The organism is Streptomyces cavernae, assembly GCF_004023625.1.
In the GTDB taxonomy this organism is placed as follows: domain Bacteria; phylum Actinomycetota; class Actinomycetes; order Streptomycetales; family Streptomycetaceae; genus Streptomyces; species Streptomyces cavernae.
This window is the reverse complement of record NZ_RPDJ01000007.1, coordinates 255982-271260: the sequence shown is the minus strand read 5'-3', so window position 1 is coordinate 271260 and position 15279 is coordinate 255982. Positions and strand designations below refer to the sequence as shown.

Below are 15279 nucleotides of genomic sequence, written 5' to 3'. Positions count from 1 at the left end.
GGTCGGGTCAGCGCTCGAGGCGTCCGTCGTAACGGCGCGGCAGCCCCAGCGGGTTGTCGTCGCGCAGCTCCGGCGGGAGCAGCGCCTCGGGGGCGTTCTGGTAGACGACCGGGCGCAGCCAGCGCTCGATGGCCGTGCCGCCGACGGAGGTCGAGGTGGAGGTGGTGGCCGGGTAGGGGCCGCCGTGGTGCTGGGCGGGGGCGACCGCGACACCGGTCGGCCAGCCGTTGACCAGGACGCGTCCGGCGAGCGGGGTCAGCTCGGCGAGGATCTCCGCGCCGCGGCCCTCGCCGGCCGCCTCCTCCGTGGACAGGTGGACCGTCGCGGTGAGGTTGCCGGGGAGGCGGTCCAGGACGCTCTTAGCCTGCGCCTCGTCCTCGTAGCGAGCGACGACGGTGATGGGGCCGAAGCACTCCTCAAGGAGCAGGTCGTGCTCGCCCTCCGCGGCCAGCTTCTCCGCCGGGACGGTGAGGAAGCCGGGACTGACGGTGTGCTCGCTCCCCGCTCCGGGGGTCACCGGGGATTCCACGTCCGGGAGCGCGGTGCGCTCGGTGACACCGGCGATGAAGTTGTCGCGCATACGGTGGTCGAGCAGGACCCCGGCGTCGGTGTCGCTGACGGCCTCGGTGAGCGACTTCACCAGGCGGTCGCCCGCGGCGCCGGTCGGGGCGAGGACCAGGCCGGGCTTGACGCAGAACTGGCCGACGCCCAGCGTCATCGAGCCCGCGAGCCCGGAGCCGATCGCCTCGGCGCGCTCGGCCGCGGCGGCCTCGGTGATCACGACCGGGTTGAGGGAGCCCAGCTCGCCGTGGAACGGGATCGGGGTGGGGCGGGCCGCCGCCGCGTCGAACAGGGCCCGGCCGCCGCGTACCGAGCCGGTGAAGCCGGCGGCGGAGACCAGCGGGTGCTTGACCAGTTCGACGCCCGCCTCGAAGCCGTGCACGAGACCGACGACGCCCTTGGGGATGCCGTGCTGCTCGGCGGCCCGGCGCAGCGTCGCCGCGACCAGTTCGGACAGGGCCGGGTGGTCGGGGTGGGCCTTGACCACGACGGGGCAACCCGCGGCGAGCGCGCTCGCGGTGTCGCCGCCGGCCACGGAGAAGGCGAAGGGGAAGTTGGACGCCGAGTAGACGGCGACGACGCCGAGGGGCACCTTGTAGCGGCGCAGGTCCGGAATGGGCGGCGTCGCGGTGTCGTCGGGGTGGTTGATCACGACGTCGAGGAACGCGCCCTCGTCGACGATGTCCGCGAACGCGCGCAGCTGGTAGCAGGTGCGGGCGAGTTCACCGGTGAGCCGGACCGGCCCGAGCGCGGTCTCGGCGTCGGCGGCCTCGACGAGCTGGTCCTTGGCCGATTCCAGCAGGTCAGCGGCGGTGCGCAGGAAGGCCGAACGCACGGCGCGGTCGGCGAGGGCCCCTCTGGCGTCGTGCGCGGCGCGGACCTGCTCGTCCACCTCCTGGGCTGTGGCCTCCACCGCAACCTGCTCACGCTGCTTCCCGGTACGGGGGTCGACACTCCAGACTGGTGCTGCTGCCACCGCGGGTTCCCTCCAGATTTCATGCCGCATATATGCCGCAGTTGTTGTGCCACTCACCAGGCATGTTCGATATGCTGAACGCTGTCTGTCATGGTGAATATGCTGTGGAGACTATTTCCCGGCTGAGTAGGGGGTCAAGGGCGATGTCGGCAGGCGAGACAGGCGGCGGTGCGCAGGTCAAGTCCGCGGTGCGGACCGTTGAACTGCTCGAGTACTTCGCCGGCCGCCCCGGAATGCACTCCCTGGCCGCCGTGCAGGAGGCCGTCGGATATCCGAAGTCCAGTCTCTACATGTTGCTGCGCACCCTCGTGGAGCTCGGCTGGGTGGAGACGGACGCCACCGGCACGCGCTACGGCATCGGCGTGCGCGCTCTGCTGGTCGGCACCTCCTACATCGACGGCGACGAGGTGGTGGCCGTGGCCCGGCCCACCCTGGACCGGCTGTCGGACGACACCACCGAGACGATCCACCTCGCCCGCCTGGACGGCACGAACGTGGTGTATCTCGCCACCCGCCAGTCGCAGCACTACCTGCGCCCCTTCACCCGTGTCGGCCGCCGCCTCCCGGCCCACTCGACCTCCCTGGGCAAGGCGCTGCTGGCCACGCACACCGACGAGCAGGTCCGCAAGATGCTCCCGGAGACGCTCCCCGCGCTGACCGAGCACACGATCACCGACCGCGAGAAGCTGATCGAGGAACTGCACCAGGTCCGTGAGCAGGGCTTCGCCGTGGACCGCGAGGAGAACACGCTGGGCCTGCGGTGCTTCGGGGTGGCGATCCCATACCGCACCCCGGCCCGGGACGCGATCAGCTGCTCGGTGCCGGTGGCCCGGCTCACCCCGGCGCACGAGCAGATGGTGAAGGACGCCCTCTTCGACGCACGGGACCGGCTGACACTGGCCACGCGGCGACTCTGACGCCCAGCGGCTCTGATGTTCAGCGGCTCTGGGTCCGACTCTCCATGAGGACTCTCTGAGAATCCCCGCGGCGGGGAACGTCCCGCATCCGGCCGTTCGTCCTTACGGGCGGGATGAACGGGATGAACACGACGATCAGGCGAGCCGCCGTCTTCACACTGCTGCTGGTGCTCGCCCTGCTGGTCAGGGCGACCTGGGTGCAGTTCTACGACGGCAGGGCCCTCGCGGAGAACAAGAACAACCGGCGGAACATCATCGAGCAGTACGCGAACCCGCTCGGGAACATCATCGTCGGCGGGAACGCGATCACCGGCTCGAAACGGACCGATGGCGGTGACCTCGCCTACCAGCGCACGTATGCGGACGGCCCGCTCTACGCGGCCGTCACGGGCTACAGCTCGCAGGTGTACGGAGCGACCCAGCTGGAGGGCGTCTACCGGGACCTGCTCGACGGCACCGACCGCCGGCTGAAGAACCCGATGGGCGTGCTCACGGACGAGCGCGCCCGCCCGGGAGATGTGATCACCACCATCGACCCGGACGTGCAGAAGGCGGCCTACGAGGCGCTCGGCGGCAAGAAGGGCGGCGCCGTCGCCATCGACCCGAAGACCGGGAAGATCCTCGCCGCCGTCTCCACGCCCTCGTACGACCCGGGCGAGATCAGCGGCAGTGACGACTCGGCCGCCTGGAAGAAGCTGACCGGGGACGCGGACAAGCCGATGAACAACCGCGCCCTGCGCCAGCCGCTCGCGCCGGGCTCCACGTTCAAGCTGGTCGTGGCCGCGGCGGCGCTGGAGGACGGGCTGTACTCGTCGGTGGACGAGCGGACGGACAGCCCGGACCCGTACCAACTGCCGCTGTCGACGTCGGAGCTGACGAACGAGAACGCGTCCGCCCCCTGCACCGATGCCTCGATCCGCGTCGCACTGCAGTACTCGTGCAACAACGTCTTCGGGAAGATGGCCGTTCAGCTGGGCCAGGACAAGGTCCGGGCGATGGCCGAGAAGTTCGGTTTCAACGACACGAAGCTGGACGTGCCGGTGCGCGCGTACGAGAGCGTGTACCCGGCGGACATGGACGACGCGGAGACGGCCCTGTCGGGCATCGGCCAGTTCGACGTGACCGCGACCCCGCTGCAGATGGCGATGGTGTCGGCGGCGATCGCGAACGGCGGGAAGCTGGTCTCGCCGCACATGGTGTCGCAGATCAGTGACGCGGACGGCACGGTCCTCACCGACTACGACGACTCGGCGAAGACCGAGCAGATCATCAGCTCCAGCTCGGCGGAGCAGCTGCGGTCGGCGATGCAGACGGTCGTCGCGGAGGGCACGGGTACCAACGCGCGGTTGGCGGGCGCCACGGTGGGCGGCAAGACGGGTACGGCCCAGCGCGGTGAGAACAACAGCGAGACGCCGTACGCCTGGTTCACCTCCTACGCGCAGTCCGGCTCCAGCGGCAAGGAGGTGGCTGTCGCGGTGATGGTGGAGCAGTCGGACGCGGCCCGTTCGGAGGTCTCCGGGAACGGGCTCGCGGCGCCGGTGGCGAGGGCGATGATGCAGGCGGCGCTCGAGAACTGAACGACGACCAAGCCGCCCTTCGAACGGCGGCCCCCGCGGTCAGGTGTACGTCACTTGACGCCGAACAACTGCTCCACCGGATCGATCGCGAAGTACACCAGGAACAGCGCGGACGTCCCCCACAGCAGCCAGTGCACCTCCTTCGCCTTGCCCAGCACCGCCTTGATCACGACGTAGGCGAGGAAGCCCGCGCCGATTCCATTGGTGATCGAGTAGGTGAACGGCATCACGGCGATCGTCAGGAACGCGGGAATGGCGATCTCGTACCTGTCCCAGTCGATGTGCTTGACCTGAGTCATCATCAGGAAGCCGACCACGACCAGCGCGGGGGCCGCCGCCTGCATCGGGACGATCGTCAGCAGCGGGGTGAGGAACAGCGCGCAGGCGAACAGCCCGCCCGTGACCAGGTTGGCGAAGCCGGTGCGCGCGCCCTCCCCGACGCCCGCCGCCGACTCGATGTACGACGTCGCCGAGGAGGCCGAGCTCGCGCCGCCCGCGACCGCCGCCGCACCGTCGATGAGCAGGACCCGGCCGAGGTTCGGAACCTTGCCCTCCTCGTCGAGCAGTCCGGCCTCGGCGCTGATGCCGACGACCGTGCCCATGGTGTCGAAGAAGTCCGACAGGATCAGCGTGAAGACCAGCAGGACGACGGTGATCACGCTCGCCTGACCGAAGGCGCCGAAAAGGCTGAAGTCGCCGATGAGCCCGAAGTCGGGGGTGTCGACGAGCTTGTCGGGCCACTGGGGCGTGGTGAGGCCCCAGGCCTTGATGTCGGCGATCGAGTTGATGATGATCGCGACGATCGTCATGGCGACGATGCTGATCAGGATGGCGCCCTTGACCTTGCGGGCGAGCAGCCCGATGGTCAGCAGGACCCCGATGCAGAAGACCAGGATCGGCCATCCGGACAGCGCGCCGGTGGCGCCGAGTTGCACCGGGACGGTGGTGTTCGCGGCGTCCGGGATACGGCTGACGAACCCGGCGTCGACGAAGCCGATGAAGGCGATGAACAGGCCGATGCCGACGCTGATGGCCTGCTTCAGGGACTGCGGTATCGCGTGCATGACGGCTTCTCGCAGCCCGGTCACCACCAGGACGCAGATCAGCAGTCCCTCGAGGACGACGAGGCCCATGGCGTCGTCCCAGCTCATCAACGGGGCTATCTGGAAGGCGACGACGGCGTTGAGTCCGAGGCCGGCCGCCAGTGCGAGCGGGAGGTTGCCGCCGACGCCCATGATGATCGTCATCACGGCGGCGACCAGCGCGGTGGCGGTGGTCAGTTGGACCGCGTCGAGCTGATGGCCGAACTTGTCCTTGGCACTGCCCAGAATGATCGGGTTGAGTACAAGGATGTAGGCCATCGTGAAGAAGGTGGCGAATCCACCCCGTACTTCACGGCCGAAGGTGGATCCCCGCTCGGAGATCCTGAAGAACCGGTCGGCCCCGTTCGCCGCCGGTGGTGCGGCGCCCGGCCGGTCGGCCGCCTTCTGGGTTTCGGACATGGCAATACTCCTCGTACCTGCTGTGCCGTGTGGAGCGGGTGCTGGCTGGATTGTTCCCGCGATGAACTGGTTGAAGGTTTTCTTCGTGTTACGGAATGGAGTTCGACCAGCCACTCCATGTTCGAATGCTTGCACGGGCGGCTGGTACGCTCTCGCCTCGCCCCGCCGGACCACCGTCCGGGCTGGACAACCGAGCAGGGGAGAGGTCTGTGGGCGCATTCATCGGCAAGGCCGCTGACTCCGCCGCTGTCGAGTTCCACGACTTCTTCGAGCGCCACTACGCCGAACTGGCCCGCCTGGCCCATATGTTGACCGGCGAGCCGGACGCCGCCGACGATCTGGCGGCGGACGCGCTGCTCGCTCTGTGGCACCGTTGGGACCGGGTACGCGCGGCGGACCATCCGGTCGCGTATGCCCGGGGCGTGGTCGCCAATCTGGCCCGCACCCGGATCCGCAGCGCGGTCCGCGAGCGCCGGAGAGTCGCCTTGTTCTGGTCCCAGCGCAGCGAGAACGTCGAGGACCCGGACATACCGGCGGTGGTCGACGTCCAGGGGGCGCTGCGCAGACTGCCGTTCCGCAAGCGCGCGTGCGTGGTGTTGCGGCATGCTTTCGATCTCTCGGAGAAGGACACCGCGCTCGCCCTCGGCATCTCGGTCGGTACGGTGAAGAGCCAGACGTCGAAGGGCATGGCTGAGCTGCAGCGCCTGCTCGGCACCCAGAACGCCCCGCGCCACGTGCACGCGGCGATGTTGCGCACCACCGGTGAGACCGGAGGGAGGGACTGATGAGAGACGGGCACGACGAGCTGCGCGCCAGGCTGCGGCAGGCGGCGAAGGCCCACGAACCCGACCGCGCGCGCATCCTGGCCCGCGTCGAACGCGGGATGGCGGCCTCCTCCTCGGCCCCCGCGCGCCGTGCCGCGCGTCCGCCCGTGCTGGGCTGGGCGCGGGTGGTCGGCGCCACGGCCGCAGTGGCCGGTGTGCTCGCGGTGGGCGGGTACACCGTCGCCTCCGCGGTGCAGGACGACGCCCCCGACCAGCAGACCGTGTCGGTCTCGCCGTCGCCGGAGCCGTCGCCGGACGCCACTTCCCGGGGTCCGGAGTCGCCGGCTCCCGAGAAGTCCCCGAAGGCGACGCCCCCGTCGCCCAGTGCGCCGTCCGCGCCGGCGTCCCCGCCGCCGTCGGCCCCTGCCCGGCCACCCGCGGACGCCTCCACCGAGGACGGCCCGCTGCGGTCGGACGGCTCGGTCGACCCGCACAGCAACGACTTCTGGGCCCAGAGCAATGTGACCGTGAAGACCTCCGAGCAGCTCACGGCCCTGGTCGTGGAGTTGAGGGTCAGGCAGACCGGCGGGGTCGCCACGACCGGTGCCTGGCGCGCGCTGCCCGAGCAGGACTTCACGACGACGGTCGAGGAGCGGGACGGCTACCTCGTCTACCGCTGGGTCCTCAAGGAGGGCCGCACGGTCCCGGCCGGCCAGTGGGTGTTCGCCGGCCAGTACAACCACGAGCGCGGCGGACGGGACGCGAGGGGCGACGCCTACACCGCGACCGCTCGCGCCGATGGCCGGAACCTCGCGGTGGCGGGCGACTTCGCGGCGCAGGGCTCCGACGACGAATCGAACGGGGATTCGTAGCCGGAGAATTTTCCGTGGGCGGCAACCTTCCCCGTGGTGGTGGCGACAAGGAGTCGCACGGACTTCCCCACCAAAGGACGAGCCGCCCACATGAGCACGCACAAGACCCGTCTCACCCGTCGAAGAGTCCTCGGCGCGTCCGCCGCCGGGCTGGCCGCCACCGGCGCGGCCGTCGTCGCCGGTCCCGGTCTGCTCTCCTCCGCGTCGGCCGCGACGTTCGGCAACACCGACGACGGCGCCAACTACGTCGTCGACACCGGCGCATCGCTCGTCTTCAAGGTCTCCAAGTCGACCGGTGACCTCAACTCCCTGGTGTACAAGGGCAAGGAGTACGAGAAATTCGGGGGCAAGCACTCGCACGTCGAGACGGGGCTCGGCGCATCGACGGTCACCATCTGGTCGGGGATGAACGTCGTCAGCGGGTCCTCCGGGTCGGGGTATCCGAGCCCCGGCACGGCGTTCGACCGCATCGACCTCCTGGCCTGAGGCCCCCATGGAGGAGGGGCCCGCCGGCGCGTGTCCGGCGGGCCCCTCCTCTTGTTCCGGCTGGTCTTTTTCCTCTTCTGGGCGCGGTGCCGTCAGTTCATCGTCGAGCCGATGGTGGTGGAGCCGGTCGTCAGGAAGGCCGTCGCGGGCAGCGAGCCGTCGGACCCCCGCGCGCCGTGGGCAGTCGTGGCGTCCGTCGACTTGAAGGCGGGGGTGGCGATGCCGCTGTCCCAGTTGTTGCCGGCGGAGACGGCGGACGACCCGAGCTTCGAGGTGCCCTTCTTGTTGCTCACCGCGAGGTTCTTGCCGAGCCGGGCCTTGCCGGTGGCGAAGTAGAAGCCGGTCGCCGCGTTGGCGTAGGCGGTGTTGCGGTTCAGGGCGATCGCACCGGTGTTGGAGTTCTCCGTGAAGCCGTGGAGGGTGTTGTCCCAGGCCGCGTTGTTGTTGACGACGTGCGCGACGGAGGCGCCACCGCCGCCGAGCTTGAAGCCGTTGCCGTTGCCCTCGAAGGCGGCGTCGTTCCAGCGGTTCTTGCCGTTGCCGAAGGCCCAGGAGTGCTCGATGGTGACGGGCGAGGAGAACTGCCAGAGGTCAAGTCCGTCATCCGCGTTGTTGTAGAGCCGGGCGCCGGTGACCTTGTTGTTGGAGCCGGAGCCGAACTTGATGGCGATGCCGTCGGCGTTCTGGCCGTGGCTCGCGGCGTCGTAGTTGCCGTGGCTGTCCAGGTTCTGCACGAGGTTGCCGGTGGTGCCGTCGCCGCGCAGGGTGAACCCGGAGTCGCCGTTGTTCGCCGTGACGAGGTTCCTGAAGACACCGCCCACGGACGAGGTGGCGACGAAGCCCTGGGCCGGGGACCTCTGGAAGGTGATGCCGGAGACGGTCCAGTAGTCGCCGTAGATCCCGGCCAGCCAGGAGCCGGCGGCCAGCTTCGAGCCGTCGATCCTCACCTTCTCGCTGCCGTACGCGGTGAGCGTGATCCGGGCCGAACCGGTGCCGTTCGCCGTCGACTTGAGAGTGTTGGCCGGGTAGTAGGTGCCGCCGCGCACCTGGATCGTGGTCCCGGCCGTCGCACGCGCGACCGCCGACTCCAACTGGGCCGTGGTCGACACGGTGACCGTCGTCGTGGCCGCCCGGGCGCCGCCGCCGGACTGGAGGCCGAGGTAGACGCCGCCCGCACAGGCGGTGACGGCGACCGCGGTCGCGATGGAGAGGGTGCGGGTTCTGCGGTGGCGTCCGGTGTCGAGACGCACGGGACCTTCCTTTCCTGGGCGGAGGGAGGCGGAGACGGGGCGAGGGGGAGCCAAGCCCCGTCTCTGCACACTGGTCGCCGCCGTGGCCGGAAAGGGTTGCCGTGGTCCAGACGAAAGCGATCGAAAATTTCGAACCGCCCCGATCCCATCCACATCGATTGACGCTCGTCGTACCACTGGTGACACTTCGAAGGGGCAGCTCTTCCAACAGAATCCACCACACCCCCACAGGATGTGTCATGAGCAGACGCACCCGCACGCTGCTGTTGCCCCTGCTGGCCCTCTTCCTGAGCCTGCTCACCGCCCCGCCCAGCACCGCCGCACCAGCCGGAGCACCGAACGTGACGCACGACAAGCAACGCCCGTACGCGGGTTACCTCTTCGCCTACTTCACCGGGGAGGGGCACCGCTGACGGCGAGCAGATCCGCTATGCGCTGAGCCGGGGCAACGACCCCCTGCACTGGCGGGAGTTGAACGCCGGAAAGCCGGTCCTCACCTCCACCATCGGTGAGAAGGGCCTGCGCGACCCGTTCGTGATCCGCTCCCCCGAGGGCGACAAGTTCTATCTGATCGCCACCGACCTGCGCATGTACCAGAACTCCAGCGGCAGTTGGGACCAGGTCCAGCGGCACGGCAGCAAGTCCGTCATGGTCTGGGAGTCCACCGACCTGGTCAACTGGACCGACCAGCGGCTGCTGCCGGTGACGCAGGCGGAGTACGACCGGCTGCTCGCCGCGTACCCCGAGACCCCGGCGTCGGTGATGGACGCGACGGCGAAGGACCTCAAGGCGTACGCGGTCGTCACCGAGGAGACGTCGAAGGTCGTGCTGCCGATGGAGCCGGACGTCGGTGAAGCGGCTCTACGGCGGCTGGCGCCGAAGTTGTGGGTGGCTGAGGGTGCGACGGTGAGCCCGGAGTCCGGCACCCGCCGGGACTTCCGCAGGTGCCAGAAGTACACCGTCACGGCGGCGGACGGCACGAAACGCGTCTGGACCGTCGAGGCGGTGCCGGCCCGCAGCCCGGTCCTGCCCGGCCTCTACGCCGACCCGGACATCAAGTACCTGAACGGCCGCTACTGGATCTACCCGACGACGGACGGCTGCCCCGGCTGGAGCGGCACCCGGTTCAAGGCCTTCTCCTCCAAGGACCTGGTGAACTGGAAGGACCACGGTGTGATCCTCGACCTGGGGCCCGACGTGTCCTGGGCCGACGGACACGCCTGGGCCCCGGCGATCGCCGAACGCGACGGCAAAACTACGCCCGTGTACGGCGTGGTTGGCGACCGTCAGCTTCTCATGGAGGAAGAAGGGAAGGGCCATGCCCCAGCCGGTCTCGGGCGCCGCCGGGGCGTACTTCTGGGCGGCGGTGGAGTCACCCGCGATGTGGAGGGTGCGCCCGCGGGCGGGTCCTCGCGGGGCGGAACCCGCGGAGACGGGGGCCGGCGCCGCCACGGCGAGCGGTACGGCGGCAGCGGCCGCCGCGATCTGTCTGCGCGTGAGGAACACGTTGTCGTGCCTCGCTTTCGGACAGAGGTGAACAGCAAAGGAATCAAGGATTCGCATCCGCCTGGTGCGGTACACACAGGCGGCGGAGGGGAGAGACCGGCGGCGGCGCGCGAGCCGCTGTTCCGCCGCCGGTCTCGTCGTCCGAGGGAAGGTGTGGTCAGCCCTTCTGCTCGTTCCACTCCTTCTGCGCCTTGTTGAGCTGGTCGGCCATCGAGTTCAGGAAGTCCTCGGCGCTCATCGAACCGTTCAGGACCTTCTGGAAGGCAGGCTCGTTGTCGGCCTTGGAGAGGGTGTTCCAGTCCGGCAGGTAGTAGGGGAGCTGGACGATGGTGGTGGATCCGTCGGTGAGGGCCTGGGCGGCGAGCTTGGTCGGCTCCGCCTCGGAGACCCAGGCGTTCCCCGCGGCATCGTTGTTCGCCGGCACCTGGCCCGCGGCCTCGTTGTACTTGGAGTTCTCCGCCTTGGACAGGGCGAACTCGATGAACTTCCATGCCGCCTCCTTGTTCTCGGAGCTCTTGAACACACCGAGGCCGTCGACCGGGTTGGAGACCTGGACCCGCTTGCCGCCGGGGCCGATGGGCTGCGGGATACCGCGGAACTCGTCGGTGCCGAGCGCCTTCACATGGTCCTGGTAGAAGCCCAGGTCATGGTTCAGCATGCCGATGGTGCCGGAGTCCCAATGGGCCACCATCTTGGTGAAGTCCAACGCCCACGCGGTCTCGGTGAGTTCGGTGGCCGCGACGGTGCGCCGCTCGCGCAGCAGTTCGCTGCCCGCGGCCACCCAGCGCAGTTCCTCCACGAATCCGTCGGGGTCGCGGAGCTGGAAGGCGGTGTGCCGCTGGGTGCCGTGGTTGTCGAGCTCGGTGGGGCCCTGGCCCTGGACGAAGGTACGGCCGCCCCAGAGGTTGTGCCCCTCGACGTCGGGAACGGCGACACCGACGCCGAGGTGGTGGAGGTGGTCGGCGGGGCCGAGTTCGGTGACGGCCGTGCCGGCCAGGGTGATGACCGGGTGCAGGTACGGTCGCGGCGAGAGCCGGGCCGGGATTTCCGGGCGGGTGATGTAGCGGCCGACCGGGCGGCCGGCGATCCGCAGGACGAGGGAGTCGTGGTTCATCGGACTCCTTTCGCGGCGGACAGGTTCGGAGCGCCCAGTCGGTGAAGTTCAAGCTGACTGGGTCTACCGCCGGGCTGGCTGGATGTCAGGTCTGTGGAGCTGGCGTAAGACCGATGGTTGGCACACCAACCCTCGCCGTTCATTCGGGTCGGCGGCTGTCGACTCTGCTTCTCCTGGTTGCTGAGGAACATCAGCGCGAACAGGAAGTGGTTCCAGGATTCTCACCCGGCCGCCCCCCACCGGAGGCGCCTCACCCCGCGTAGGGGTCCGGCACCTTCCCCGGCCGGGCGAGGAACTCGAAGTCGCAGCCGGTGTCGGCCTGGGTGATCTGTTCGTTGTAGAGGGCGCCGTACCCGCGTTCGTACCGCTGGGGCGGCGGCGTCCATTCCGCCCGGCGGCGCTCCAGCTCCTCGTCCAGGACGTTGAGCCGGAGGGTGCGTGCTTCGACGTCGAGGGTGATCGAGTCCCCCGTGCGCACCAGGGCGAGCGGCCCGCCGATGTACGACTCCGGTGCCACGTGCAGCACGCAGGCGCCGTAGCTGGTGCCGCTCATCCGGGCGTCGGAGATCCGCACCATGTCCCGGACGCCCTGCTTCAGCAGCCGGTCGGGGATGGGCAGCATCCCGTACTCGGGCATCCCGGGGCCGCCCTTGGGCCCGGAGTTGCGCAGTACCAGCACGCTGTCCGGGGTGATGTCGAGCGAGGGATCGTTGATGGTCCGCTGCATCGTCCTGTAGTCGTCGAAGACGACCGCGGGCCCGGTGTGCTCGAGCAGATGCGGTTCGGCGGAGATGTGCTTGATGACCGCGCCGTCGGGGCAGAGGTTGCCGCGCAGCACGGCGACACCTCCCTCGGCGGCGACGGGGTTGTCGCGGGTGCGGATGACGTCGTCGTTGTGGACGAGCGCACCGTCGAGCTGTTCGCGCATCGTCTCGTGCGACACCGTCGGCCGGTCCAGGTGCAGCAGGTCGGTGATCCGGGAGAGGAACCCGGGCAGGCCGCCCGCGAAGTGGAAGTCCTCCATGAGGTAGGTCCGGCCGCCGGGTCGGACGTCGGCGAGCACGGGCACCGTGCGGGCGATGCGGTCGAAGTCGTCGAGCGTGAGCCGGACCCCCGCCCGGCCGGCCATGGCGATCAGATGGATGACGGCGTTCGTCGAGCCGCCGAGCCCGAGCACGCAGGTCACCGCGTCCTCGAACGCCTCCGCGGTGAGGATGTCGCTCAGCTTGCGGTCCCGGTGGACGAGTTCGACGATCCGCAGCCCGGAGGCGGCGGCCATCCGGTCGTGCCCGGAGTCGACGGCGGGAATGCTGGACGCCCCGGGGACCGTGACGCCCAGCGCCTCGGCGGCGGCGGTCAGCGTGGACGCCGTGCCCATGGTCATGCAGTGGCCGGGCGAGCGGGCGAGACCGCTCTCCAGCTCGGACATCTCGCAGTCGCCGATGAGCCCGGCCCGCTTGTCGTCCCAGTACTTCCACATGTCGGTGCCCGAGCCGAGGACCTCGTTGCGCCAGTGGCCCGGCAGCATGGGCCCGGCGGGCACGAACACGGCCGGCAGGTCGACGCTGGCCGCGCCCATGAGCAGCGCCGGGGTGGACTTGTCGCAGCCGCCCATCAGCACCGCGCCGTCGACCGGGTAGGACCGCAGCAGTTCCTCGGTCTCCATCGCGAGCATGTTGCGGTAGAGCATCGGGGTCGGCTTCTGGAAGGTCTCGCTGAGGGTCGACACCGGGAACTCGAGCGGGAAGCCGCCGGCCTGCCACACGCCCCGCTTGACCGCCTGAGCGCGCTCACGGAGGTGTACATGACATGGGTTGATGTCGGACCAGGTGTTGAGGATCGCGATGACGGGCTTGCCGATGTGTTCCTCGGGCAGATAGCCGAGCTGCCGGGTGCGGGCCCGGTGACTGAAGGAGCGCAGCCCCGACGAGACGCCGCTTCCGTACCACTGGTGGCTTCTGAGCTCCTCCGGACGCTTCACGGAACCCTCGGGGCGCGTCATAGCGACCACCCCGACGCTATGTCGGCGACTTCGGCCCGCTCCGCCTCCGGCAGCGGCTTGCTCGGCGGACGGACGTCGCGGCGGCACAGACCGAGCGAGGCCAGGGCCTCCTTCACCACGGTCACGTTGTTGGCGGAGCCGTTGGCGGCGCGCAGTTCCTCGAAGCGGCGAATCTGCTCCCACACCTTCATGGCGGCCGGGTAGTCGCCGGATCGAAGCGCCTCGATCATGTTCAGCGAGACCGCCGGGGCGACGTTCACCAGACCGGAGGTGAAGCCGGTCGCGCCCGCCGAGAAGTACGAGGGGGCGTACGGCTCCGCGAGCCCCGCCACCCACACGAACCGGTCGAGCCCCGCGTCCCGGGCGAAGCCGGCGAAGCGCGCCGCGTCCGGCACGGCGTACTTCACGCCGATCACGTTCGGGCAGTCGTCGGCGAGTTCGGCGAGCCGGCCGCCGTCCAGCAGGGGATTGCGGATGTACGGGACCACGCCCAACTCGGGCACGGCTTCCGCGATGGCCCGGTGGTAGTCGACCCAGCCGCCCTCCGCGACGTACGGGTGCACCGGCTGATGGACCATCACCATCCGTGCGCCCAGTTCGCGGGCGTGCCGGGCGGAGGCGACGGCGGTGGGCACGTCGTGCCCGACCCCGGCCAGGATCACCGCCCGCTCCCCGGCCTCCTCGATCGTCAACTCCGTGACCAGGCGTCGCTCTTCGGGGCTGAGGGCGTAGAACTCGCCCGTGTTGCCGTTGGGTGTGAGGGTGCGGATGCCGCCGTCGAGCAGCCGGCACAGCAGGGCCCGGTGGGCGTCGCGGTCGACGGTGCCGTCCTCGGCGAACGGGGTCACCGGGATCGCCACGACATCGGCGAGCGCCGCTCGCTCGTTCTCGAACGCCGTGCCCCTGCTCATGCCTGATCGTCCTCTCCATCGGTGGCGGGGAAGGCCCGCTCCACGAACGACGCGATGTGCGCGTACAGGGCACTGGCCGCGCCGTCGGCGTCACCTTCGAGGGCGAGCCGCAGGATCTCCCGGTGTTCGGCGGCCTCCCGCTCCCAGGACGGGTCCGCGGCCCAGGCCACGGCCGAGACCAGGGCGGCCTGGTCCCGCACCTCGTCCAGCATCCGGCCGAGCAGTGGGTTTCCGCAGGACGTGTACAGCGCCCGATGGAACTCCCGGTTGGCGAGGGAGCGTTCGCCGGTGTCGGCGGCCTGGTCGGAACGGTTGAGCGCGTCCCGCGCCACGTCCAGTGACGCGCCGCGCCGGACCGCCCGCCGCAGCGCCTCCGGCTCCAGCAGCAGCCGCACGTCGTAGACCTCGCGCGCCATGTCCGCGTCCACCATGCGCACCGTGACGCCCTTGTACTGGCTCATCACGACCAGTCCGGTCCCGGCCAGGGTCTTGAGCGCCTCCCGCACGGGGGTCTTCGACACCCCGAACTGGGCGGCCAGCTCGGTCTCGACCAGGGCCTGGCCGGGCGTCAACTGCCCTGTAAGGATGCGGTGTTTGATTCCCTCCAGCACGAACTGCGTGCGGGAGGGGATCGGCGTGGGCACAGAGGTCATGCGCGCCTCTCGGTGTCACGGAGATCCCGGGGTTGGCATCTCACGTATGTCATCTCACGTATCACGTCTCATATATGACGTACGAAGTACGACGCGGATGAAGGTACGAAGGCGCGATTGTTTCGTCAACGCTTCTGACAGAAGAACGTGGAAGGACACCGAAGAACTTCTGTTTACAGAAAGGGGTT

At 69.6% G+C, this 15279-nt stretch carries 11 protein-coding genes and 3 pseudogenes; 6 read left to right on the top strand and 8 right to left on the bottom strand.

Annotated features, from left to right (window positions below; all coding sequences use genetic code 11):
* Positions 1-7 precede the first annotated feature (7 nt).
* Positions 8-1537 carry an aldehyde dehydrogenase (NADP(+)) gene (locus tag EF387_RS19680; protein WP_128377884.1) on the bottom strand — a complete coding sequence of 510 codons (1530 nt, stop codon included), beginning with the start codon at positions 1535-1537 and terminating at the stop codon, positions 8-10.
* Between the two features lie 143 nt (positions 1538-1680).
* Here EF387_RS19680 and EF387_RS19675 point away from each other — a divergent pair, with 143 nt between their 5' ends.
* Complete coding sequence (locus EF387_RS19675) at positions 1681-2454, top strand: IclR family transcriptional regulator (RefSeq protein ID WP_128377883.1); 774 nt, start codon at positions 1681-1683, stop codon at positions 2452-2454.
* A 122-nt stretch (positions 2455-2576) separates the two neighbouring features.
* Positions 2577-4031 (top strand): peptidoglycan D,D-transpeptidase FtsI family protein, encoded by a 1455-nt coding sequence (locus tag EF387_RS19670; protein WP_128377882.1) that lies wholly within the window; start codon positions 2577-2579, stop codon positions 4029-4031.
* 50 nt (positions 4032-4081) lie between these two features.
* Here EF387_RS19670 and EF387_RS19665 read toward each other — a convergent pair whose 3' ends face one another.
* Positions 4082-5533, bottom strand: a complete 1452-nt coding sequence (locus EF387_RS19665; RefSeq protein WP_128377881.1) for an NCS2 family permease — start codon at positions 5531-5533, stop codon at positions 4082-4084.
* Positions 5534-5754: 221 nt separating this feature from the next.
* Here EF387_RS19665 and EF387_RS19660 point away from each other — a divergent pair, with 221 nt between their 5' ends.
* The 3 genes and pseudogenes from EF387_RS19660 to EF387_RS19650 form a co-directional block, all read left to right on the top strand.
* Positions 5755-6318 carry a SigE family RNA polymerase sigma factor gene (locus EF387_RS19660; RefSeq protein ID WP_420802599.1) on the top strand — a complete coding sequence of 188 codons (564 nt, stop codon included), beginning with the start codon at positions 5755-5757 and terminating at the stop codon, positions 6316-6318.
* On the top strand, positions 6318-7169 hold the full coding sequence (locus tag EF387_RS19655; RefSeq protein ID WP_128377879.1) for a hypothetical protein: 852 nt from the start codon (positions 6318-6320) through the stop codon (positions 7167-7169). The genes EF387_RS19660 and EF387_RS19655 overlap by 1 nt, the downstream gene beginning before the upstream one ends.
* A 90-nt stretch (positions 7170-7259) precedes the next feature.
* Positions 7260-7565: pseudogene (locus EF387_RS19650) on the top strand (rhamnogalacturonan lyase B N-terminal domain-containing protein); the annotation flags it as partial.
* A 182-nt stretch (positions 7566-7747) separates the two neighbouring features.
* Here the strand turns inward: EF387_RS19650 and EF387_RS19645 are convergent.
* The gene (locus EF387_RS19645; protein WP_128377878.1) at positions 7748-8905 is read right to left on the bottom strand and encodes a right-handed parallel beta-helix repeat-containing protein; all 1158 of its coding nucleotides are present in this window, start codon (positions 8903-8905) and stop codon (positions 7748-7750) included.
* A gap of 239 nt (positions 8906-9144) precedes the next feature.
* On the opposite strand from EF387_RS19645, the pseudogene EF387_RS19640 reads away from it, so the two are divergent.
* Positions 9145-10159 (top strand): annotated as a pseudogene (locus tag EF387_RS19640) (family 43 glycosylhydrolase); the annotation flags it as partial.
* On the opposite strand, the pseudogene EF387_RS48415 reads toward EF387_RS19640, so the two are convergent.
* From EF387_RS48415 to EF387_RS19615, 5 genes and pseudogenes are all read right to left on the bottom strand, one after another.
* Positions 10160-10411 (bottom strand): annotated as a pseudogene (locus EF387_RS48415) (rhamnogalacturonan acetylesterase); the annotation flags it as partial. It abuts the pseudogene before it with no gap.
* Between the two features lie 157 nt (positions 10412-10568).
* Positions 10569-11525 carry an extracellular solute-binding protein gene (locus tag EF387_RS19630; RefSeq protein WP_128377877.1) on the bottom strand — a complete coding sequence of 319 codons (957 nt, stop codon included), beginning with the start codon at positions 11523-11525 and terminating at the stop codon, positions 10569-10571.
* A 250-nt stretch (positions 11526-11775) separates the two neighbouring features.
* On the bottom strand, positions 11776-13527 hold the full coding sequence (araD, locus tag EF387_RS19625; RefSeq protein ID WP_128377876.1) for an L-arabinonate dehydratase: 1752 nt from the start codon (positions 13525-13527) through the stop codon (positions 11776-11778).
* Positions 13524-14438 (bottom strand): dihydrodipicolinate synthase family protein, encoded by a 915-nt coding sequence (locus EF387_RS19620; protein ID WP_128377875.1) that lies wholly within the window; start codon positions 14436-14438, stop codon positions 13524-13526. The genes araD and EF387_RS19620 overlap by 4 nt, the downstream gene beginning before the upstream one ends.
* A complete protein-coding gene (locus EF387_RS19615) occupies positions 14435-15091 on the bottom strand; it encodes a GntR family transcriptional regulator (protein ID WP_128377874.1) in 657 nt (218 codons plus the stop codon). The genes EF387_RS19620 and EF387_RS19615 overlap by 4 nt, the downstream gene beginning before the upstream one ends.
* Positions 15092-15279 lie beyond the last annotated feature (188 nt).

Excerpts from the sequence above, each read along its gene's own strand:
- EF387_RS19670 (WP_128377882.1), top strand. The coding sequence starts at position 2,577 with ATGAACACGACGATCAGGCGAGCCGCCGTCTTCACACTGCTGCTGGTG.
- EF387_RS19665 (WP_128377881.1), bottom strand. The coding sequence starts at position 5,533 with ATGTCCGAAACCCAGAAGGCGGCCGACCGGCCGGGCGCCGCACCACCG.
- EF387_RS19675 (WP_128377883.1), top strand. The coding sequence starts at position 1,681 with ATGTCGGCAGGCGAGACAGGCGGCGGTGCGCAGGTCAAGTCCGCGGTG.
- EF387_RS19630 (WP_128377877.1), bottom strand. The coding sequence starts at position 11,525 with ATGAACCACGACTCCCTCGTCCTGCGGATCGCCGGCCGCCCGGTCGGC.
- EF387_RS19620 (WP_128377875.1), bottom strand. The coding sequence starts at position 14,438 with ATGAGCAGGGGCACGGCGTTCGAGAACGAGCGAGCGGCGCTCGCCGAT.
- araD (WP_128377876.1), bottom strand. The coding sequence starts at position 13,527 with ATGACGCGCCCCGAGGGTTCCGTGAAGCGTCCGGAGGAGCTCAGAAGC.
- EF387_RS19615 (WP_128377874.1), bottom strand. The coding sequence starts at position 15,091 with ATGACCTCTGTGCCCACGCCGATCCCCTCCCGCACGCAGTTCGTGCTG.
- EF387_RS19655 (WP_128377879.1), top strand. The coding sequence starts at position 6,318 with ATGAGAGACGGGCACGACGAGCTGCGCGCCAGGCTGCGGCAGGCGGCG.